This is a genomic window from Pectobacterium brasiliense (assembly GCF_016950255.1).
Classification (GTDB): Bacteria; Pseudomonadota; Gammaproteobacteria; order Enterobacterales; family Enterobacteriaceae; genus Pectobacterium; species Pectobacterium brasiliense.
This window is the reverse complement of sequence record NZ_JACGFN010000001.1, coordinates 718,064-740,472: the sequence shown is the minus strand read 5'-3', so window position 1 is coordinate 740,472 and position 22,409 is coordinate 718,064. Positions and strand designations below refer to the sequence as shown.

Genomic DNA, 22,409 nt, shown 5'->3' with positions numbered 1-22,409 from the left:
GGTGAGGCGAACTGATCGCCCGTGCCATCATGGCCGCTCAATACCCCGGCAAGACGGCGAACGACCTGACGGAAGAGGAAAAGCAGTCAGTCAGCGCGCTTTCCACGCTGGCCTCCGGGCTGGTATCCGGCCTGGCGAGCAACAGCACGGCCTCCGCTGCCAGCGGCGCACAGTCCGGGCGTAATGCGGTTGAGAATAATTTCCTCGGTGCAACATCTTCAGACAAACTCGACAAGGCTGTTGAGAAAATTAAGAACGGTGATAAGACATTAGCGACCGCTAATGAGCTGATTAAGCTGGAAAACGCCGATAAACGTAGTGATGCACTGGTGGATAAATTTACCAGAGACCCTTCACAGATGAGTAGTGCTGAGCAGGCTGAACTGGCGGGTTATCTGCGTGTTTATGCGTCTGAGATGGAGAAGTAGTACGGTTCCGCTGTTTCGCAGGAACTGGTCAAAGGTTTGCTCTCTGGACAGGATTACATGAAACGTAACCCTGACTCCGAAGCCATGTCTAAGGCTAAGACAATCATGAACACTTGGGGCTATCACAAATCTAATGCCAGTATAGGCGATGCGCCTACTATACTTGTAGGCAGTGTGCTGGGGGTTACTGTGAAAGGTATGGCGGCTAATGCAGCGATTGGTGTGGGGGTTAATACCGGTGTTCAGCTCACCGGAAAAGATCCGTTCAGTTACGTTGATGCGATTATGGCTGGGGTCACAGCAGCAGCAACGACGGGGAAAGGTATTATAGCCTCAACACCCATCAATATGGGCGGTGCAGCAATTGGCAGCAGTATTAAGGGGGAAGATCCGACTAACGCTGTTGCAGGTGCTGGAGCGGGTACTGTTATTGTATTGGCGGTGTCGGAGGTGAAGTAATAAAAGTTGCCACTTCAAAAATTGGAAAAGATGCCATATCTGATTTAACAGGTACAATTATCGGGGGCTACATCAGTGAGAAAACAGGAAATGCAGTAAAAGATACTCTCGATAAAAAGGACGATGCTAATGCTAAAAAATAGCCTTATCAGATTATCTAAGTTGATAGTATGTTGCTTGGCTTTATTTTTAGTTGCTGATGCGGTATCAGTGCTTCTTGCGTCAGTGATTATTTATTTTAAAAAGGGTTTTTTCCCATTCAGTTGGCAGGATGTTTTTTCATCCTTCTTTGAATCAGGATATGTTGGAGGCGTTATTTTAGGTGTCGGAATATGGATAAAGGTCACGCTAGAAGAGCGTAAGACCCGAAGAGAGTCAGCCAAATAACCCTATAATGTAATCCCAGCCCTCAGCGGCTGGGATTTTTTTGTCTATCATTCAGCCACAATACATATCACCAGTTGCCCTGTTCAACGGTGATAACGATCGGGGTATCGGTCGCAAATCCTGCTGCTTCCAGCCAGTTGCCATGAAGGTGCAGGCTGGAGCTGCAACTGTAATAGCGGGTCATGTCATTGCGGTCGGCGTGACGGCGGCTGACATAATGATGTTGAGTACGCGAATAATGCGCTCAGCCCGATCTTTAACAAAGAGAAAGAACAGAAACGCCTGAAACAGGCGCAGGAATGGGAAGTTTATAAAAAGGCGCTGACGGAATCGCCGATCTACAAATCCGAGATGCAGAAATATGGCACAGGCAGTGACTTCCAGCGCGCGGCACTGGTGGCCACGGTGGCGGTACGCAAATATTTTTACCTAATCCAAAGAATGAGTGGATCATCAAAAAATGAGTGTCAATGAATTAATCAAAATATGGATCGCAGGGAAAGAGTCATTCTACTTCTTTTTACCCGACGCTCCTTATGGGCGCCCCTTTGATAACCAATACGCTGTAAAAAAAGTGGAATCGGTTGACGATTATCTGGTAATCCAGTTTGACGGTGACATTGTTTTATCTTTTATTGGTGAATTAAAAATAGTAGATGAAGGATGTAATCTATTGATAAGTAATTATATCGAATGTAGGTTCGAGGTCTATGGGCAAGCGGCGAAGTGCTTTGATTACGGTGAAGTTGTATTAAATGGGTTTTAAAAATGAGGATCCTAGCCCCTAAAAAGGTTGGGATTTTTTTTGTCTGTCATTCAACCATAATACGGTTCAGTAGTTGATTATGCTCAACGATGACAACTACAGGTAATCCTACCGCTTCCAGCCAGTTCCTGGGTGAGTTGTACCTTATTGCTGCGGAATAAGGCGAAGCAGGTGCAGGATATCGTCACGCTGAGTCGTGACGTTGAGCATGCGAACAACGCGCTCAGCCCGATCTTTAACAAAGAGAAAGAGCAAAAACGCCTGAAACAGGCACAGCTGATTGGTGAAATCGGCGCGCAGGTGATGGATGTCGTACGCACGGAAGGCGAGCTGAAAGCGCAGAAAGCCGCAGAGGCCAAGGGAGATTCCAAAGTCAAACGTCCGCAGGACGGTGATTCGGCGCAGGAATGGGAGACCTATAAAAAGGCGCTGACGGAATCGCCGACCTACAAGGCCGAGATGCAGAAATACGGTACAGGCAGTGATTTCCAGCGTGCGGCACAGGCGGCCACGGCGGCAATTCAGGCACTGGCGGGCGGAGATATCCAGAAAGCGATTGCCAGCGGCGCATCGCCGTATCTGACGCAACTGGTGAAAGACGTCACGCTACCGAAGGACGAAAGCAAAATCACGGCGTCGGATATCGCAGCAAACGCGATGGCGCACGCCGTGGTGGGTGCAGTAGTCGCGCAGCTGTCTGGTCAGGATGCGGCAGCGGGGGCGATTGGTGCCTCCAGTGGCGAACTGATCGCCCACGTTATCATGGCCGATCAATACCCCGGCAAGACGGCAAACGACCTGACGGAAGAGGAAAAACAGTCAGTCAGTGCGCTTTCCACGCTGGCCTCCGGGCTGGTATCCGGCCTGGCGAGCAACAGCACTGCTTCCGCCGCCAGCGGCGCACAGTCCGGGCGTAATGCGGTGGAGAATAATTATCTGAGCAATCAGCAGCGCTCAGAACGAGATAAAGAGTTTGATGCCTGTAAAGGCAATATGTCCTGCCAATTGCAAGTGGGTGCAAAATGGGATGCCATCAGTCTGGGGCAAGATGCTGCCTATGGTACAGGTATGCTGGTTGGTGTTCCTCAAGGGATTTACGACTCAGTCGAGAGCTTATCGAAATCCATCAGTGATCCTGCTGCGGCTTATGATGCAATCAAGCAATTGATAACGAGCGATGACATTTTTAGTACGATGTCGGATGCGGTTAAGCAAAGCTACATTGACCGTATCAATCTGATGGAGTCTGAGTATCAGAAGGCTGGCGCAAGTGGTGCGTACAATGCCGGTGTTGAAGCTGGTAAACTTGTGTCTGATCTGATTGGTGCTGTTGCTGGTGGAGTTGGTGTTGCGAAGGCGGGTACAGCACTAACAGAAAAAATCGCAGCGAAAGTGGTGGGCAAAGTTGAATCACCAAACCTTAAAACACCATCTGGTAACCCTAATAGTTTAAGTGCAGTTACCGATGTTGAGGCTGGCGGGTATTCTTACTATGACCAATTCAAGAATGCTAATGGGGGGTGGGATTGGCCTAAGAATTTGGGATTTGAAGGCGATCCTGCCAAAACTACAATACCAGTAGGCACTCGTTTGGATAGATATGGAGATCCTGACGGTTCTTTCCTTGCACCGAAAGGGACTCCTTACGAACAACGAGCCCTTGCTCCGGGCTCTAAAGCTGAAAGCTATTATGAGTATGAGGTAATAAAACCCTTGCCTGCTATACAAGGAGAAATAGCCTCTGCTTTTGGTCAACCAGGTGGCGGTATCCAAATATTACCCAATATGCAAGAACGAGTGAATGTTAACTGGTTGGTGAAAAATGGATATCTACGGGAGATAAAGTAATATGCTGCTTTCTTTTTCTGAGATACAAAAAAAAGTTAATGATCTAGGTAAGCGTGTGGGGATTCCTGAAAGTGATTTACACATTTTCTCATCATCACCTGGTGATGGTAGACCACACATTTCCTATGATAGTGGGTTGTACAATTATATATACTCAGAGAGAGGTGTGGAGTTTTTTAGAAAAACAACGAGTTCAAAAGATGAGTTGTTTTATTGGATTATGTCTGATTTTGTTTATAAGGTTGCTTTTCAATATGAACTGGAAAATCGTGTTGAGAACAGGGATGGAAGGCGAATTGCATTTAGTAAAGCACTTTCTCTTATGGGGATTATTAGTGATGAGTGGAGATTGAAGGCTCAGAATGAAATTGATGATATCCTCGCTAAAAATCCGTATACAGATACTCTTAAGTTAAAGTAACAAAATCCCGGCCCCTAAAACAGGCTGGGGTTTTTACATTTACCGGTCAAAATTCCAGCTCAGTCTCAATCACCAGTTTACCCTGCTCAACGGTTACAATAACGCTCACCAGAAACACGAAGGAGAACAACAGATGATCCCCATCGGATACTTAGCTAAAAGAGTCGCACTAAAACCTGACTGGCTTAACGCCGATCAGGTAAAAGACATTTACTCGGTGAGCTGCTGTGTCTCTGATGCCTTTTGTGAATATATTCCGTTTTGGCGTCATAACGGCTACTGGCTGTTTGATTCGCCGGAGGTAATTTATTCTCTGGCAAAAGAACAAGGAATTGATCTGGCCGATACTACGATGTTTTATTACGAGGCATACGAGTATCAGTATGATGAAGATACAGTAGAATGGAGCCTGTTCGAGCCGGAAGCATCTTTTGATACCGATGTGAAGATACCACAGCAAAAAGTGTTGCAGGGTTTTGATATTGTCTCTTTCCACCTTGAGCAATCACCAGAGTGTTCCTATTTATCCTGCAACCATATGGCGCAAGAGCTGGATGTTAATGAGCATTGCCTGCTGGCGTCTTTTGATGAGGCGAAAAGGCATCTGGAAAGTGGCGTTTTTTACGGCTGTGAACCTGGCCCATGCAGAATATTTGCAGTGTATTCGGTGCCGTACGCGCAATAAGTTGATATAGAATATGGCGAAAATCAGACAGGTTAGGGATGTGCATTATATGAATAGGGGATTGGTTCAGCAGGCATTTAACGCTTTTTTTAATCGAGCTGCCTGTGCCACCGTGGCTGATTTTGATCTGTTTCAGCATTATTTATCTGAACTTCGAACCTATATCGCCGAGCTTGAACTGGCTTACGATCCCATCGATCAATGGTCGTTAGCGGAACTGGAAAAAGTGGCGGAGTTTTTACGGTATAACCAGCAGTGGATTGCCGGTGCAGAAAAAATAAAAGTGCCGTTGCAGCAAGCGTTTGCAATTATTGCGCAGCATCGGGTGTTTCTGGATGAATATGGTCTGCTCCCGGATTATCTTGACGTTATGCCAGAAAATGTATTCTCCGGTGATGTTTTTCCCTCTGTTAAAAATAAATTGCAATCCTAATATTCTCATTTTGGTATGGTATTAAGTAATATCATTAAAATTGGAATGATTTCATAAGATAAATAACCCCATCCTATCTTTTCTCGATACTGCATTTATCCCACATGAAAGCGTGACCTAATTTTAGCCATTCAATATTTTTAACTATATTGTTCGCTTTTTCTTGGTATGTGTTTTTATTTAATCCTGTAAACTCGATGCGAATTATCCTAATGGAAACGGGGAGATGATCCTCGGATGGGAGATATATCAATGAAGGATTATACGCTTTATATTCTTATTTACGTTTGACGATCCTCTAACGTCGCTCCAATCCTGCGCGTCGCTGACTCGCGATCCGCTGGTTAGACCGTTGCCGTTTTAACGGCTGCTATCTGTCGTTTGTCGGTGCGGGTTTTATTCATTAAGTGAAGGAAATCACAATGCAATACACTGGGAAGTACCTGAAGAAAACAGTGCTGATGCTAGCCATGATGGCCGGTCTCAGCGTCGGGCAAAGTCAGGCGGGCGTCGAAATTGAGACGCGTTCGCTGGATCAAATCTATCAGAGTGCGTTGAGAGAAGGCGGTACGGTCACCGTGTATGCCGGTGGCGATGTGCAGTCACAGCAGGCTGGCTTCAAGCGGGCATTTGAGACGCGTTTTCCTGGCATGAAGCTGAATGTGATTGTCGATTACAGCAAATACCATGATGCCCGTATCGATAACCAACTGGCGACCGGCACCCTGATTCCTGATGTGGTGCAACTGCAAACGGTGCAGAATTTCCCGCGCTGGAAAAAAGAAGGCGTGCTGCTGAACTACAAAGCGCGTGGCTGGGACAAAATCTACCCGGAATTTCGTGATGCAGATGGTGCCTGGACTGGTGCCTATGTCATCGCATTCAGTAATTTGGTCAACACCCAGCTTCTCGATGAAAAATCCTGGCCGCGTGAAGTTAATGATTACCTTCGTCCCAATCTGAGAGGTAATTTGATTCTGGCCTATCCGAACGACGACGATGCAGTACTGTTCTGGTACAAACTGGCCGTGGATAAATACGGCTGGGATTTTGTTAAAAAATTGCAGGAGCAGGATCCTGTCTATGTGCGCGGAACTAACGTACCCGGTGCTGAGATCGCGACAGGAAAATATAGTGCGACGTTTACCAGTTCCGGTGCGCTCGTTCCGGCAGCCGATGCGGTGACACGCTTTGTTCTGCCGAAGTCCGATCCTTTTGTTTCCTGGGCGCAACGTGCCGCTATCTTCAAACAGGCTAAACACCCGGAAAGCGCCAAGCTGTACCTAAGCTGGGTGCTGGATCCGCAAACGCAAACTCAGGTCTCACGTATGTGGTCGGTACGTACCGATGTTGAGCCGCCAGTGGGCTACAAACATATCTGGGAATACCGTAACACTCGCCCTCAGGCATTTGCTGATTTCATGTACGATCGCGGTGCGGTCGAACGTTTTCGCTCACAGCTGAGTTTGTATGTGGGGGAAGCGAAAGGCGAACCGACTCCGGGATGGATCGGCGTGCACCCGGAAGTCCCTCTGGTTAACTAACGCTTGAAATTATTGCATTACTTCATGCTGGTCACGTTCACCGTGGCCGGCATTGTGTTCTGTAAACTCCACATGTTAAGCAGCATATGATTAAGAATCACACCTGATAATGGCGGTCTTGTTCGGTGAATAATTGAGCAGGATAACAAGAGGGGATTGCCAATGGCAGCGAACCACCATTGGCATGTTGAGGATTAACGCTTACTTCTTGTTGTTGGGTTTCAAGGTTTCGCCAACGTTCAACAGGAAGATCTCGTTATCGCGAGTGGACACGCGAGTTGAACCATCTTCCATACGGTAGCCGCCTTCGGTGAAGCCCGCACCATTCAGGAACGGTGCAACGGATTGTGGCTGATTGCGTACCGCCGCTTCCAGCGCTAACAAAGCGTAAGGTTCGATGGTATCGACATCGGCATATTGTCTGTTGGGATCGGCCATAAAGAAGCCGTTTTGATAACGCGTACTGATAATGTTATCGCCCACTTTTTCCGCCAGCGACAGATAGTCTTTCACTTTACTCGCCTGATACAGATCCAGCAGCGCGAACAGGGCGTAAGGATCGTTGTTCTTGGTAGCGAGATCCACTTTGACGTCTTTACCCGGCGCTGAACCTAACTCACCCAGTCCCTGTGCGCGAGCGATGCCGCGTGCGACACGCCACAGTTCGGCGTCCGGTGAAACGGTATAGGCACGAGAATACGAAAGCAGGAATGAATTATCCGCAGGATAAGGCTTGATCACAGTGCCTTTTTTGCCGTAGTAGCCATCACGCGGCAGAACGTAATTGGAGAGATCTTTGCCGTTAGCGAGCATCGGGCGGAACGTATTATCGGACTCGTTGTAGGCATACTTGGCAAAGGCTTTCAGGCCATCGGTTGTCCACGTCAGAAGTTCCTTGCCTTCCGAACCTAAATCTTTACCCAATTGGAGCTGCATGATCGCATTTTCGGAATAGATCGTGCTGGTGCGTCCTTTCAGCATCATATTGCCTTCCAGCGCGGTAGGGCCGAACTCTGGGCCAAACTGACGCTGGGCGCGATCGCCATATTTGGAATGCGTATCGGTATCGTCGGTGGTTTCATCGCGCTTCAGCGCCTGCGTAAACTGATACACGCCGAGTCCAGTCGCTTTATCCCGCGGCAGCACATACTGCTGTGCCAGACGTTTTGCCCAGACCAGCGCGCCGTCTTCTTTATTGTATTTGTACAGCAGCGAGGCGGAATAGATCAGATCGTTACCCGCATTCAGGAAGCTGAGGCCTTTGGTGGCGAAGAAGGGCGGCTGTTGCTCAAACGGGCTTTGCCAGAGCGCACCCATTTTTTGTCCGTATTTACCGTGGCGACTGGTTTCCATGATCTTCCAGTCATAAACGTGTGCATTCCAGAAACCGCGAATAAAGCGTGCGGTTGCATCTTTATCGACGCTGAACATCAAATCGTAGTAGGGATAGGCATTTTTCAGCTCATGCACCATCTCTTTTTCGCTCGGGCCTTCCGGCTGTAGCGTTTTTAGATCCACAAAACGGTGGCCGCCCCAAATCAGCAGGCCGCTCTCATCTTGATAGTGCTGAAAGTGATACTTCACTATCGCTTCGGCACGCTGCTTATAGCTAGGGTTGCCGCTCAGGTTGCTGAGCCCGACCAGTACGCGCATTAGGTTCTGTTGTGCGGAGAAGTTGGAGAGCACGGCCTGACGACCATCAGGGAAAATCCACTCCATCTGTTTGCCCGTACGCGGATCGACACCATCCGCAAGTAATGGCGTTGGCGACTGACCGTGATAGTGGTCGCCAGCTTTGGTCAGCACGTTATCAACATACTGATTGACGATGGTGAGACGGTCAGGCGTAGCGGCGCTGGCCTGTAAAGCAACCAGACCCGCAAGGAGCGACAGCGCAAATCTTTTCATTTTATCTACCTGTAACGATGATTCATCCATATGCTCGTCATACTTCAAGCTGCATGTGCGTTGGCTACGTTCACTCACCCGAATCACTTACCTGAGTAAGCTCATCGGGATTCCTTCACTTGCCGCCTTCTTGCAACTCGAATTATTTAGTGCATGGCTTGTAATAAAGGGATCCCGCTTGATGAACAGGACCCCCGAGAAAGATGGCAGAGCAGTAAGCTGTTGTTAGAAAGGTAAGCCGTGGTTAGAACGTATAGGTGAAGCCGACTTTTCCTTTCCCTTCACGCGATTTCACATCGCGTCCGCTGGCGACATCTTCAACGCCAACGTGTGCGGTCCAGTTGTCGTTGATGGTGTAAGACACGTCGAAATCCTGCTGGTAGTCATGTTTTTTGTTGTTTTGCAGCACGTAATCCGCGTGATAGTAATAAGCGGTGTACGCCAGCGTGAAATTGTCGAAACCTTTGTAGGCCACGCCCGCTTCATAGCGGTGACGGTGAGTGTCATCATCCGTGCTGGTACGTTTGCTGCGGGTGATTTTTCTGAGGTCATAGCGATATTGCGCATGAAGATCCGTCTTGTCAGTCACCGACCAGGTCAGTTTCAAACCTGGCGTATAGCGCGCGCCGGAACTCTGGCTCGCGCCGATATCACCCACGGCACCTTCGCCGCTGGTGCCGCCGGAATAGAAGCGCGCTTCCAGATTCGGCGTCAGGGTTAACTCAGGCGTTAAGTTGTAGGCATAGCCGGTATAAAAAGCATAAGAATTCGAGACGACATCATCGATGGTCAGATCTTTATTCTTATTATAAAAATTCAGCTCAACACCAACGTACAGGCCATTATCCATAAAATGCCGCATACCGATTTCATCACCGTGATAGCGATTCATTGTTCCCCAGCTATGTTCATAGCTAAGTTTGGTATCAGAGGCAGACGCGGAAATAGCATAAATTTGGGCAAAGAGAATACCGGCCACAAGGTAGCGTTTTTTCATTATGGGCACCATTAATATTGATCGTTAATTATGAAAATTGTGCGCTGATAGACAAAATTCATTCATGAATTCATTTTCTTCATCAACACGGCACGAAATACGGCGTATTTCCTTTATAAAATTCTGTGTTTGTTAGAAAACGTAGTTGAAACCAACTTTAATTTTCCCCTGACGGCTTGAGGATGTGCTGGATTGGCTAATATCATCATACTCAATGTAAGGAGTTAGCTGTTTGTTTAACTTATATTGAACTTTGAACTGATGTTCATAATCCGTTTTCCCATTATCATAAACTGCGTATTCTCTTTCCGTGAATTCACCCTTGCTGTATTTATACGATTTCGTGGTGTTATCACCGATGTAGTAGTTAAAGACGTAAGTCAGATTAATTTTATCCAAACCGGAATACGTTACCCCTGCATCGAGACGATGACGTCCGGTGTCGGATTTTGACAAATAAGATTCCCCTGCGTAACCATATTTGTCAGATGCGGAAATGGTCGAATAACGCGAACTGCGAGAGGGCTTTTTATATTCATAGCGGTAGCGGCCATAAGTGGACCAGTCGCTGTTAATTCGGTAGCCATATTTCAACCCCGGCTGATACATCATGGTTGAATTGCCGATGGAGAATTCAAAGGTAGGCGTTAAGGTTGCGGCCTTGCTTAACTTGAAGTCTTTGCCGATCACCATGCCGCCAGAGCCGCCCTGCATATCGTCATAGGCAACGTCGTAGTTACTGTTTCCACCTGCCGATGTACTGAATTTGACTTCGTACGACCAACCGTTAGTTTTCTTATGAATCAGCTTGATAGAGTCTGAGTGGCGGCGGTCTTCCGTCTTCCAGTTGTGTTCATATTGGAAGGTGGTTTTACCGTCGGTTTCTGCCTGGACGAGGAACGGCATGAATCCGGCACAAACGATGAGTAGGTTACGTGTGTATATTTTCATTCTGTCTTTCTCTTTTTTGATGAATAAATAATATTATTGTCGAGCGCAGTCTCTATCTTTAAAACCAGACAGTTGATGTCATTTTTTGGGCGTAAAAATAGAATCACCAGAAATGATGATGACGCCATTTATAATGTCAGACAGGGCTTTCTCCCTGGTAAATCAGGTTGCTATCAATGCATTGATGACTCCTTATATGCGACGTAGCTTATGCGTATTTCAATCAGCGAAATGGCTTAGGCTGATGAGTGAATGTTGATAATTCCCACCGGTTACCGGTTAATCTAATTATCAGCAGACTTGATAATTAGGATGAGTGGCATTATGGTGAAAAGGAAACGTTGTTTCATTTATATGGATCACACATTTGGTTACTCTTTGAAATTTTTTGTAATCATTTGGTCTGATTATTGTAAGCGTTAGGAATAGACGTAACGGAGGAAATGGTTGCCAGAGAATGGGAGGTATCTCTTGAATGTTAATGATGATAGTGATATGTAATTGAACAACACTTAATCTGTGACCTGCCTTATTTCCCCGCCATCATTCCGAGAATATTCTGTGGAAATCGATTTCCATAAAAATGAATAAGCGACTAATAGCCATCAAACGCCCCTGAATATCGTCAGGAACTTATCGTAGTTTTACGCCACTCAACGCTTAGTTATCTCCGTCATGCTGCGATCGGCACGTTTGCAGGCCTTTTTGTGTTTGCATGACGCGGGAGATTCGCTTGTTAATCCTGACGACAGCAGAATGGGGACGTGAATGATCAATCGTATTGAGGGCGGAAACCGTTGGGGAAGCACCGCGCCTTTGCCTGCGCAACATAATACAGAGGCTAGCAGTCCGGGTGGACAGCTGGCAGCATCGCCAGTTATGCGGTCGGGTTCACGTTCAATCGATTTTGGTGCCGCATCGTCGAACATATCACGGGTTCCCTCTGATTCAAGAACGATGGCACCCACGCGCGCGCTGCCAACCATGCAGATTGCAGACAGTTCGCTGATTGCGGAGCCGAAACCGATCGTCGATCTTCAGGCGATCGATAGCTCGGAGCACAGTAATGCCAGAGCATTGGAAAAGTGGTCGCCGCTATTAAGCGATCTACCGGAAAATGAACGCGAGAAGGCGGCAAAGGCGCTGAATCGCCCGTTGGCGGCGGCGAAAATGCTACAGGATGGCGGGACGAACGCGGAAAAAGCGCTTGTCTATCTGCGTGACAATCCTGCGATCTATACGGCGATGGATACGGCAAAAGACGGTGGTAGAGCAGACGGACATATCTCGAATCGCGATACCAAATCCTTTATTAAAAATATGGAGCGACGTGCCAGCGATGCCAGCCACGCCGTGAAGATCTATAGAGAGAAAAATCCAGCAGCCGATGCACAGTCGTTGCGGTTAGTGCAATCATCCGCAATTTTGCTGGCTAACGAGCCGCTGCTTAATGCTGCCGATGCCAAAAAATCCTATACGCATTCTCCGCCGCAAAAGAACGATCGCACCAGTACCCTGATCGATCTGAATGCGATCGTCACCGATAACCCGACGCTAGCGCCCCAGCTAAAAGCGGCAGCGAGGATCTGGTCGCATCCTGGATTATTTGGGATTCTGGAACATGCGGATGTCAAAGGGGAGAAGCTGGCACGAGTCCCGCATGATGGCAAACTGATGATGAAAGATATGAAAAGTTGGATTCGCGAGCAGGCACCGACGAACAGTCAGGACGCGGCGGATACGCTACATAACGCGGCAGCATTGGGGCTGGCAGCGAAAACCGATATCAGCAAGCTTAATGAAGCGGTTTTTACTCAACCGCAGCAGTACAGCGGGGCGCAAAAGTCGGCGGCGCTGGTCAAACTGCAACAGACGCTGGAACAGGTGGTCGCGGGGCGTGAGTATCGGAATACCGAAGAAACGGAAAAGGTGCTGAATCAACATATTGAAGCGTTACAGAAAGACGGGGATGTGATTCAACATTTTGAGCAGACGGTACCGCGCGAGATAAACACCATTTTGCTGTCCGATCCGTCGCTGGCGCAGGCGGCGATGAACCAACGTTTCTCTACGGCGTCACCGACCACACCGCGGTCTGTTGGGCTGGATGCCTCGCTCTCGGCTGCGACACATTCGGGAGCCGGAGAAAAAAGCGATGCGCAAGCGGTGAAAGAGGCCGGACGCAGCGTAATGAATTTTGCCAAATCGTCGCTACATGCAGAGGACTTAACCAAGGCAGCGGGGAGCAAAACGGCCATTGGGCTGGCGGGTAAAGCGGGCGCAGCGATTGCCGGAAAAGTGGTGGGTGCCATTGCGGGTGAGGCCGCCGGTGCGGCGGCTGCCTCTGCCGTTGGCGCGGCCGCAGGTCCGGTGGGTTGGGCGGTAAGTGGGGCGCTAAGCATCGGTATGGGGATTGCGGAGCTGGTGAATTTCTTCAATGCCAAAAGCAAGCTCCAGAACCGACGGGAAGATTTTGCCAAAACGGTGAATCCCGCATTGGAACAGTTCAATATTCCCAAGCCGCGCTAATACGCCTGCTTAAATTTCAAAGCCTGGGGCGACTTCTTTCACTGGTTTTTTACACTCTTCGGGCTTGGGTTGATTCGCCGGAAGGTTTTTACAGTCAGGCGCAAAAGGATTCAGCGCATCGCGATTCAGATAGAGCACAAACAGGATCAGAATAATGAGAGGGATCAGAATACGTTTTCTTTTCATGGTTATCTTTAGTTGCGTTGCGGAAAATGTGGATATGTTAAAAAAACAGGGAAAATTCTAACGCGTTACCCGGCTTTTGTCTTTAGCCCGCTCGGTTTCCGCCTTATTGTAGTGGCTCGGCATGACGATATCGGCAGAGGTGAAGATGAAAAAGATTCGATTTGCGGCGATTGGATTAGCGCATAACCACATTTATGACATGTGTCGGCAACTGGTTGATGCGGGCGCGGAACTGGTCGGCGTGTTCGAGTTCGATCCAAATAATCGGGAAAAATTCATCTCACTGTTCCCCTCCGTTCCTTTTGCTGACTCTGCGGAACAGCTGATTGCCGATGCGTCTATCGATCTTATTGCCTGTGCGGTTGTTCCCTGTGACCGAGCCGAACTGGCGCTGCTCACGCTGGATGCCGGTAAAGATTTCTTCACCGCCAAACCGCCGCTAACCACGCTGGAGCAGTTGGATGCCGTCCAGCGTCGGGTTGCCGAAACCGGCCGTAAATTTGCCGTGTACTTTAATGAGCGCATCAATGTGGATAGCGCGCTGTTTGCCGGTGAACTGGTGCAACGGGGCGAGATCGGTCGGGTGATTCAGACGATTGGCGTGGGTCCCCATCGTGAACGTGGCGCGCGGCCCGACTGGTTTTATCAAAAGCGGCGCTACGGCGGGATCCTCTGCGATATCGGCATCCACCAGATCGAACAGTTTCTCTATTTTACCGGCAATACCAACGCGCGAGTGGTGACTAGCCAGACGGCGAATTATCACCACCCGCACCAGCCAGAGTTTGAGGATTTTGGCGATGCCATGCTGCTGGGCGACAATGGGGCAACCGGCTATTTCCGCTGTGACTGGTTTACGCCGGATGGGCTAAGCGTCTGGGGCGACGGTCGCCTGACGATACTGGGGACGGAAGGCTATATCGAAATCAGGAAATATGTCGATCTAACGCGTGGCGAAGGCAACGTCGTTTATCTGGTGAATGGCGAGGGCGAACAGCGCTTTACCCCCGCAGGCAGCGTCGAACGCATCTTTTTCGCGGATTTCCTTCGTGACTGTCGTGAACGCACCGAAAGTGCGATGTCGCAAGCGCATATCTTCAAAGCGACGGAACTGTCGATTCTGGCGCAGCAGGCCGCGAAGAAGATCGTTTAAGCGAACGCTTTCCCTGCGCATTAACCACAGCAACCGTGCTCCGCGATGGCGCACGGTTGTTCCTTTTCTGTGCATGATAATCAAATGAACTCATTTAATTCCATATAAATCAATGTTGTGAAAACTGGCATGGTTTTCGCTTTAGTGAATTCAATCTTGTATACCAGATGGGATTCACATCATGCCAAGAATGACAGGGCTCACGCTTCAGGAATGGAAACAGCATTACCAACAGCAGGCTGATAGCGTTGGTGAAACGCTAGGTGAACTGCTCGCCAGCTTATCGACGGACGATCCTGCGTGGATCGCGCTCGCGACCCCTGAATTGCTTCACGCACAGATCGCGGCGCTGTTGCCTCGGTACTGTGAAAATCCAGACGCGCTGCCGCTGTTCGGCGTTCCTTTTGCCGTCAAAGACAATATTGATGTTGCGGGCTTTCCAACAAGTGCGGCTTGTCCGGCATTTACCTATCTGGCTGATAAGGACGCGACTGCCGTTGCCAAACTGAAAGCGGCAGGGGCAATTGTCATTGGTAAAACCAACCTCGACCAGTTTGCGACCGGTCTGGTCGGCACGCGCTCACCGTTCGGTGAGGTGCCAAATACCTTTAATGCGGAATACATCAGCGGCGGTTCCAGTTCAGGATCGGCTTCGGTACTGGCGCGCGGGCTGGTTGCGTTTTCATTAGGCACCGATACCGCTGGGTCGGGGCGCGTTCCTGCCGGGTTTAACAATATTGTTGGCCTGAAACCGACGAAAGGGTGGCTATCGGCAAGCGGTGTCGTACCGGCCTGTCGCCTGAATGATACGATTTCCGTGTTTGCGCTGACCGTCGAAGATGCATTTACCGTCGCCGAGCTGGCTAGCGGGTACGATGCGGCGGATGCCTATTCGCGCAGTCATCCCGCCAGTACGCCTGCGGCGCTGCCAGTGAATCCGCGCTTTGCTATTCCCAGCGATCCCACTTTCTTTTCTGATGCTGTCGCGCAGGCGGCATGGCAGCACGCGCTGGTTGAATTGGAAGAGGCGGGCGCGACGCTGCATCCCATCGATTTCAGTATCTTCACGCAGCTAGCCGATCAACTTTATCAAGGCCCTTGGGTAGCGGAACGCACGGTCGCGGTGGGCGACATGCTGCAACAGCCAGAAAACATGGATCCGGTAGTGCACGGCATTGTGGCGAGCGGTGAACGTTTCAGTGCGGTAGAGGCCTTTAAAGCCGAGTACCTGCGTGCTGAACTGGCGCGTCAGATTCAGCAGACGCTGGCGTCGTTCGATGCATTAGTCGTACCGACCTCACCGACCATCCACACGCGCGAAGCGATGAAACAAGAACCGGTGCGCTACAACTCCCAGTTGGGCGCCTACACCAACTTTACCAATCTGGCCGATCTCTCGGCACTGGCTCTGCCGGCACCTTTCCGCACGGATGGTTTGCCTGCGGGAATCACGCTGATTGCGCCTGCCTGGCACGACCGTGCATTGGCGAGTTTTGGTCTGCGCTGGCAGGCACAGCAGGCACTCACGCTGGGGGCAACGGGAAAATCGCTGTCTGCGGGACCAGCCACCTTGCCGCCTTCGGCATTGCACGTTCGCCTCGCCGTTGTTGGCGCACACCTGACGGGCATGCCGCTAAATCACCAACTGACCAGCCGCGATGCCGTGCGGGTAGAAGAGACGCGCACAGCGGAGAACTATCGCCTTTATGCGCTGGCGAACACGCAACCGGCCAAGCCCGGTTTAGCGAAAAGCACCGACGGCGCGGCGATTATCGTCGAGCTGTGGGACATCCCGCTGGCACGCTTTGGTGAGTTTGTCGCAGAAATTCCCGCGCCTTTAGGCATTGGTACGCTGACGTTAATCGACGGGCGACAGGTTAAAGGCTTTATCTGCGAACCGGCTGCGCTGAGCGATGCCGTGGATATCACCGAATTCGGCGGCTGGCGTCACTGGTTTGCCCGTCAGGAGGCGTCCCATGTTTAAGACGGTATTGATTGCTAACCGGGGTGAAATTGCCTGTCGCGCCATACGCACGCTGAAACGCCTGGGAATAACCAGCGTGGCGATCTATTCCGATGCGGATAAAAACGCGCAGCATGTGAAAGACGCAGACATCGCCGTACCGATTGGCGGCGAGAAGGCCAGCGACAGCTATCTGTGTATTGATAAGGTACTGGCTGCCGCACAGCAGACAGGGGCTGAGGCTGTCTGGCCGGGCTACGGTTTTCTGTCAGAGAGCCTGCCGTTTGCCGCTGCGTGTGAAAAGGCCGGCATCGCGTTTGTCGGGCCAACCGCGCAGCAAATTGGCGAGTTTGGCCTGAAACACCGCGCCCGTGAATTGGCCGCCGCTGCCGGTGTGCCGATGACGCCGGGAACGCCGCTGCTGGCCTCGCTGGAGGACGCGCTGGTCGCTGCCGAAGATATCGGCTATCCGGTGATGCTGAAAAGTACCGCGGGGGGCGGAGGCATTGGCCTGACGCGCTGCGCGAATGCAGAAGCGCTACAGGCTGCGTGGGAAAGCGTGCGCCGGTTGGGCGAGCAATTTTTCAGCGATGCAGGCGTTTTTCTCGAACGCTGTATCGATCGGGCGCGTCACGTCGAAGTACAGATTTTTGGCGATGGCAAAGGCCGCGTGGTCGCGCTGGGCGAGCGCGATTGTTCACTGCAACGCCGTAATCAGAAAGTTGTGGAAGAAACCCCCGCACCGCATTTGCCGGATGCCACGCGCGCGGCGCTGCTGGCCTCGGCGGTGAAGCTCGGCGAGCTGGTTAACTATCGTAGTGCGGGAACGGTGGAATTTATCTACGACGCCGAACGCGATGCGTTCTTTTTCCTCGAAGTGAATACCCGTTTACAGGTGGAGCATCCGGTAACGGAGTGTGTCACCGGGCTGGATCTGGTCGAATGCATGCTGCGCGTCGCGGCGGATGAAGCGCTGGACTGGACGTCACTGACGCAGGCACCGCGTGGCGCCGCGATTGAGGTGCGTATTTACGCGGAAGATCCGCTGAAAAACTTCCAGCCTAGCCCCGGCGTGCTGACCGAAGTAGCGTTTCCTGATGGCGTGCGGGTTGACGGCTGGGTTAGCACCGGCACCGAAGTATCGTCGTATTACGATCCGATGATCGCCAAGCTGATCGTTCACGCGGAAACCCGTGAGCTGGCGCTGGAGAAGATGCAGCAGGCGCTGAATGCCACGCGTTTGCACGGTATTGCCACCAATCTGGATTACCTGCGCCAGATTGTCGCTACCGACGCATTCCGCAATGGGACGGTATGGACGAGAATGCTCGACGGCTTTACGCCGTCTGCGTCTGTGATTGAAGTGATTCAACCCGGTACCTGGAGTAGCGTGCAGGACTATCCCGGACGCCTTGGCTATTGGGATATCGGCGTGCCGCCGTCTGGCCCGATGGACGACTTCGCGTTCCGGCTGGCGAACCGTATTGTCGGTAACGATGAAGCCGCGGCAGGGCTGGAGTTTACGCTGCAAGGCCCGACGCTGCGTTTTCACCGCGAGGCGGTGATTGCGCTGACGGGAGCAGACTGTCCGGCGACGCTGGATGGTGAAACGGTGCCGTATTGGCAACCGGTGACGGTAACGGCCGGGCAAACGCTGACGCTGGGGCGCGCGCAGTCCGGCTGTCGCACCTATCTGGCGGTGCGTAACGGCATTGATGTGCCGCAGTATCTCGGCAGCCGCTCGACGTTCGCGCTCGGGGAGTTTGGCGGTCACGCCGGACGAACGCTGCGCGTGGCGGATATGCTGGCGATTTCTCAACCTGACTTGCCCGCCTGCACCACGCCCGCGCCAGTGAGCGCGCCGCAGGCCGTGGACGCCGCACTGATTCCGCAGTACGGCGATGAGTGGCGCATTGGCGTGCTCTATGGTCCACACGGCGCACCGGATTTCTTTACCCATGCGGCGATTGATGAATTCTTCGCAGCGGAATGGCAGGTGCACTACAACTCAAACCGGCTGGGCGTGCGTCTGGTCGGGCCGAAACCCACCTGGACGCGGGCTAACGGCGGCGAGGCTGGCCTGCATCCTTCCAACGTTCACGACTGTGAATACGCCATTGGCGCCGTGAATTTTACCGGCGATTTCCCGGTGATCCTCACGCGGGACGGGCCGAGTCTGGGCGGATTTGTCTGTCCGGTCACCATCGCCAAAGCGGAACTGTGGAAAGTCGGTCAGGTTAAGCCGGGCGACAGTATCCGTTTCCATCCCATTAGCGCGGACGAAGCGCTGGCGCTGGAACAGGCGCAGTCTGCCTGCGTGTCCACGCTGGGTACGGCGCATTCTCCCACGTTTGATGTGCCCTCGTTGGCGACAACGGAGTACGGTTCCGCCACGGTGTTGGCTGCGGTACCCGCCACCGCGACGACACCCACTGCCGTGTATCGTCAGGCGGGGGATAACTACATTCTGATTGAATACGGCGAGAATGTGCTGGATCTGGCACTACGGCTGCGTATTCACCTGCTAATGGTAGCGATCCGTACCTCAGAAACGGCGGGGATCGAAGAACTGTCGCCCGGCGTGCGGTCGCTACAGGTGCGCTACGACAGCCGGGTTCTCCGCCAGCGTGAGCTGCTGGACGTGTTGCTGCATCTGGAAAGTCAGCTTGGCGACGTGAGCCAGATGAAAGTGCCGTCGCGCATCGTCTATTTGCCGATGGCGTTTGAAGACAGTGCCACGCTCGGCGCGGTGGAACGCTACCGTGAAACCGTACGCGCCAGCGCACCCTGGCTGCCGAATAACGTCGATTTCATTCAGCGCATTAACGGTTTGCCGAGCCGTAATGACGTGCGCGACATCATTTTCGATGCCAGCTACCTGATTCTGGGGCTGGGTGACGTTTATCTTGGCGCCCCCTGTGCGGTGCCAGTCGATCCGCGCCACCGTCTGCTGAGTTCCAAATACAATCCGGCGCGTACTTTCACCGCCGAAGGCACCGTCGGTATCGGCGGGATGTACATGTGCATCTATGGCATGGATTCGCCGGGCGGCTATCAACTGGTGGGGCGCACGCTGCCTATCTGGAACAAATTCCTCAAAAACGATCAATTCATTGCGGGTGAACCGTGGCTGCTGCGTTTCTTCGATCAGGTGCGGTTTTATCCGGTCAGCGAAGCCGAACTGACGTCGCTGCGTGATGACTTCCGCGAAGGACGTGCGGCAATCCGCATCGAAGAAACCGAGTTTGATTTTGCCGAGCACTCACGCTTCCTGACGGCGCAGGCCGACGATATTGCCGCGTTCCGCCAACGTCAGGCCACGGCGTTTGAAACGGAAGTGGCGCTGTGGCAGCAGGAGGATGACAGCACGCCTCAGGACGTGGTTTCGGCCGCGCCCGTGGAGAACGACGAGAGCGCGTTTCAGGTCAGCGCAGATATGAACGGCAACATCTGGAAGGTGTTGGTGAACGTGGGGGATGTCATCGAAGCCGGACAGCCGTTGATTATCGTCGAAGCGATGAAGATGGAACTGACGATTAGCGCGCCGCAGTCCGGTCGGGTGAAACGCATTGGTTGCCAGCCGGGACGACCGGTCAGCCCCGGCGATGCCTTGCTGTGGTTGGAGTAGGCAACGGCTGGAATAAGGCACGAACCTGAATAAACGGCGAGACGGAGAACACGATGCGAACAGGCACACAAAAGAGCAGTAAAGATCGCCCGGAAGCGCTGGCGGAGCGGGTGTATCAAACGCTGAAAAACGACATTTTCGACTTTCGTCTGATGCCCGGTGACCGCTTTAGTGAAAATGAAATTGCCGAACGGATGTCGGTCAGCCGCACGCCGGTGCGCCAGGCACTGTTCTGGCTGGAACGGGAAGGCTATGTCGAAGTCTATTTCCGCAGCGGCTGGCAGGTTCGTCCGTTTGATTTCGCCTATTTTGAAGAACTGTATGACTTTCGCATCGTGCTGGAGCGCGAAGCCATTCGGCGGCTGTGCGGGATGCCGCCGGGGCGCTGCACCGAGCTATTGGCGGACCTGAAACGCTTCTGGATTGAGGCTCCGCGTCTGGACGACGGTAAGATCGTCTCCCGCTACGACGAAGGGTTTCACCGTGGGCTGGTGACAGCGGCGGGCAACAGCGAAATGGCGCGGGTTCACGGCGAACTGACGGAGAAAATCCGTATTATTCGCCGTCTCGATTTCACCCGCGAGGATCGTATCGACGCGACCTATAAAGAACATGCCCGCATTCTGCTGGCGATACTGCAACAGCACACCGAGGAGGCGCAGCGCATTCTGACCGACCACATCGCCGTCAGTAAGGCCGAAGTCAGAAAGATCACCTTACACATGCTACAGCAGGCGCGGCCTCAATCGGTTTCAACCGCATCTGTTTCACCTGACGCCTCACACGATTCCATTCTCACTCAACACGACTTAAGGGCTAATAAATGAAAAGACGTTCATTGCTAAAAGTTTTTGCGCTTTCTGCGACAGTGGTTGGTATGGGGTTGACCTGGAGTGTTCAGGCGGCGGACACCATCAAAGTCGGCATTATGCATTCGCTGTCTGGAACGATGGCGATTTCGGAAACGCCGCTGAAGGATGTGGCGCTGATGACCATTGATGAAATCAATGCTAAAGGCGGCGTGTTGGGTAAAAAGCTGGAGCCGGTGGTGGTCGATCCAGCGTCAAACTGGCCGCTGTTCGCTGAAAAGGCGCGCCAACTGCTGACGCAGGATAAAGCGGCGGTGGTGTTCGGCTGTTGGACATCGGTGTCGCGCAAGTCGGTCCTGCCAGTATTTGAGGAATTGAACGGGCTGCTGTTCTACCCGGTACAGTATGAAGGCGAAGAGATGTCGCCGAACGTGTTCTACACCGGCGCGGCACCGAATCAGCAGGCTATCCCGGCCGTGGAATACCTGATGAGTGAAGACGGCGGGGCGGCGAAGCGTTTCTTCCTGCTGGGTACGGACTATGTGTATCCGCGTACCACCAACAAGATCCTGCGCGCGTTCCTGCATTCCAAAGGCGTGCAGGACAAGGATATTGAGGAAGTGTATACGCCGTTTGGCCACAGCGATTATCAGACCATCGTTTCTAACATCAAGAAGTTCTCGACGGGGGGTAAGACGGCGGTAGTTTCCACCATCAACGGCGATTCCAACGTGCCGTTCTATAAAGAGCTGGCGAATCAGGGAATCAAATCTACCGATGTGCTGGTTGTCGCGTTCTCTGTCGGTGAAGAAGAACTGCGTGGAATCGATACTAAACCGCTGGTCGGCCATTTAGCCGCGTGGAACTATTTCGAGTCGGTCGATAACCCAACCAATGCCGACTTCGTGGAAGCCTACAAAGCCTATGCCAAAGCGAAAAACCTGCCGAACGCGGGTACGGTGGTGACTAACGATCCGATGGAAGCCACGTATGTCGGCATTCATATGTGGGCGCAGGCGGTAGAGAAAGCGGGCACCACGGACGTAGATAAAGTCCGCGCCGCGATGGCGGGACAGACCTTTGCCGCACCGGATGGCTTTACGCTGACGATGGACAAGACCAACCACCACCTGCACAAGCCGGTGATGATTGGTGAGATTGAGGAAAATGGTCAGTTCAACGTGGTCTGGCAAACCGATCAGCCGGTTCGTGCCCAGCCGTGGAGCCCGTACATCGCCGGCAATGATAAGAAGCCCGATCACCCAATTAAAGCCGCGCAGTAAGTATCGGTCCTATACGCCCCGTCCAGTATGT

General features: G+C 52.0%; 18 protein-coding genes and 2 pseudogenes. 15 read left to right on the top strand and 5 right to left on the bottom strand.

All coding sequences use genetic code 11. The features are described from left to right. Positions 1–5 precede the first annotated feature (5 nt). Together H4F65_RS22110 and H4F65_RS03390 are read left to right on the top strand one after the other, a co-directional pair. Positions 6–1,030: pseudogene (locus H4F65_RS22110) on the top strand (VENN motif pre-toxin domain-containing protein); the annotation flags it as partial. Continuing rightward, positions 1,017–1,274, top strand: coding sequence for a hypothetical protein (locus tag H4F65_RS03390; protein ID WP_010287160.1), 258 nt, complete (start codon positions 1,017–1,019; stop codon positions 1,272–1,274). The pseudogene H4F65_RS22110 and the gene H4F65_RS03390, both read left to right, overlap by 14 nt. A gap of 67 nt (positions 1,275–1,341) precedes the next feature. Here H4F65_RS03390 and H4F65_RS03385 read toward each other — a convergent pair whose 3' ends face one another. Further along, positions 1,342–1,458, bottom strand: coding sequence for a SymE family type I addiction module toxin (locus tag H4F65_RS03385; RefSeq protein WP_010287166.1), 117 nt, complete (start codon positions 1,456–1,458; stop codon positions 1,342–1,344). Positions 1,459–1,493: 35 nt separating this feature from the next. Between H4F65_RS03385 and H4F65_RS22105 the strand changes: the two are divergent. The 7 genes and pseudogenes from H4F65_RS22105 to H4F65_RS03355 all read left to right on the top strand — a co-directional run. Further along, positions 1,494–1,571 (top strand): annotated as a pseudogene (locus tag H4F65_RS22105) (hemolysin); the annotation flags it as partial. Positions 1,572–1,734: 163 nt separating this feature from the next. Further along, a complete protein-coding gene (locus H4F65_RS03380) occupies positions 1,735–2,040 on the top strand; it encodes an LSm family protein (RefSeq protein WP_010287179.1) in 306 nt (101 codons plus the stop codon). Positions 2,041–2,211: 171 nt separating this feature from the next. Further along, complete coding sequence (locus tag H4F65_RS22040; RefSeq protein ID WP_057295753.1) at positions 2,212–3,888, top strand: glycohydrolase toxin TNT-related protein; 1,677 nt, start codon at positions 2,212–2,214, stop codon at positions 3,886–3,888. Position 3,889: 1 nt separating this feature from the next. Next, a complete protein-coding gene (locus H4F65_RS03370) occupies positions 3,890–4,309 on the top strand; it encodes an Imm63 family immunity protein (RefSeq protein ID WP_010285643.1) in 420 nt (139 codons plus the stop codon). Between the two features lie 133 nt (positions 4,310–4,442). Beyond that, entirely contained in the window at positions 4,443–4,994 is a 552-nt protein-coding gene (locus tag H4F65_RS03365) for a hypothetical protein (RefSeq protein ID WP_010285646.1), read from the top strand. 49 nt (positions 4,995–5,043) lie between these two features. Beyond that, positions 5,044–5,427, top strand: a complete 384-nt coding sequence (locus H4F65_RS03360; RefSeq protein WP_010285653.1) for a hypothetical protein — start codon at positions 5,044–5,046, stop codon at positions 5,425–5,427. A gap of 422 nt (positions 5,428–5,849) precedes the next feature. Beyond that, positions 5,850–6,971, top strand: coding sequence for an ABC transporter substrate-binding protein (locus H4F65_RS03355; RefSeq protein ID WP_010285654.1), 1,122 nt, complete (start codon positions 5,850–5,852; stop codon positions 6,969–6,971). Between the two features lie 201 nt (positions 6,972–7,172). On the opposite strand, the gene H4F65_RS03350 is transcribed toward H4F65_RS03355, so the two are convergent. The 3 genes from H4F65_RS03350 to H4F65_RS03340 all read right to left on the bottom strand — a co-directional run bounded on the left by H4F65_RS03350 (position 7,173) and on the right by H4F65_RS03340 (position 10,827). Then, positions 7,173–8,879, bottom strand: coding sequence for a pectate lyase (locus tag H4F65_RS03350; RefSeq protein WP_039319668.1), 1,707 nt, complete (start codon positions 8,877–8,879; stop codon positions 7,173–7,175). Between the two features lie 244 nt (positions 8,880–9,123). Continuing rightward, positions 9,124–9,876 (bottom strand): oligogalacturonate-specific porin KdgM family protein, encoded by a 753-nt coding sequence (locus H4F65_RS03345; RefSeq protein WP_010285659.1) that lies wholly within the window; start codon positions 9,874–9,876, stop codon positions 9,124–9,126. A 132-nt stretch (positions 9,877–10,008) separates the two neighbouring features. Then, entirely contained in the window at positions 10,009–10,827 is an 819-nt protein-coding gene (locus H4F65_RS03340; RefSeq protein ID WP_039319506.1) for an oligogalacturonate-specific porin KdgM family protein, read from the bottom strand. Between the two features lie 768 nt (positions 10,828–11,595). Between H4F65_RS03340 and H4F65_RS03335 the strand changes: the two genes are divergently transcribed. Next, positions 11,596–13,356 carry a type III effector HrpK domain-containing protein gene (locus tag H4F65_RS03335; RefSeq protein ID WP_039319509.1) on the top strand — a complete coding sequence of 587 codons (1,761 nt, stop codon included), beginning with the start codon at positions 11,596–11,598 and terminating at the stop codon, positions 13,354–13,356. A gap of 9 nt (positions 13,357–13,365) precedes the next feature. Here the strand turns inward: H4F65_RS03335 and H4F65_RS03330 are convergent, their stop codons facing one another. After that, on the bottom strand, positions 13,366–13,542 hold the full coding sequence (locus tag H4F65_RS03330) for a hypothetical protein (protein ID WP_010285665.1): 177 nt from the start codon (positions 13,540–13,542) through the stop codon (positions 13,366–13,368). A gap of 145 nt (positions 13,543–13,687) precedes the next feature. On the opposite strand from H4F65_RS03330, the gene H4F65_RS03325 reads away from it, so the two are divergent. From H4F65_RS03325 to urtA, 5 genes are all read left to right on the top strand, one after another. After that, positions 13,688–14,695 carry a Gfo/Idh/MocA family protein gene (locus H4F65_RS03325; protein ID WP_010285666.1) on the top strand — a complete coding sequence of 336 codons (1,008 nt, stop codon included), beginning with the start codon at positions 13,688–13,690 and terminating at the stop codon, positions 14,693–14,695. 181 nt (positions 14,696–14,876) lie between these two features. Beyond that, entirely contained in the window at positions 14,877–16,679 is a 1,803-nt protein-coding gene (atzF, locus tag H4F65_RS03320) for an allophanate hydrolase (protein ID WP_039319512.1), read from the top strand. Beyond that, a complete protein-coding gene (gene uca, locus H4F65_RS03315) occupies positions 16,672–20,286 on the top strand; it encodes an urea carboxylase (protein ID WP_010285669.1) in 3,615 nt (1,204 codons plus the stop codon). The genes atzF and uca overlap by 8 nt, the downstream gene beginning before the upstream one ends. A gap of 53 nt (positions 20,287–20,339) precedes the next feature. After that, positions 20,340–21,113 carry a GntR family transcriptional regulator gene (locus tag H4F65_RS03310; protein ID WP_010285670.1) on the top strand — a complete coding sequence of 258 codons (774 nt, stop codon included), beginning with the start codon at positions 20,340–20,342 and terminating at the stop codon, positions 21,111–21,113. Next, a complete protein-coding gene (gene urtA, locus H4F65_RS03305; protein WP_010285671.1) occupies positions 21,110–22,378 on the top strand; it encodes an urea ABC transporter substrate-binding protein in 1,269 nt (422 codons plus the stop codon). Before H4F65_RS03310 ends, urtA begins: the two co-directional genes overlap by 4 nt. Positions 22,379–22,409 lie beyond the last annotated feature (31 nt).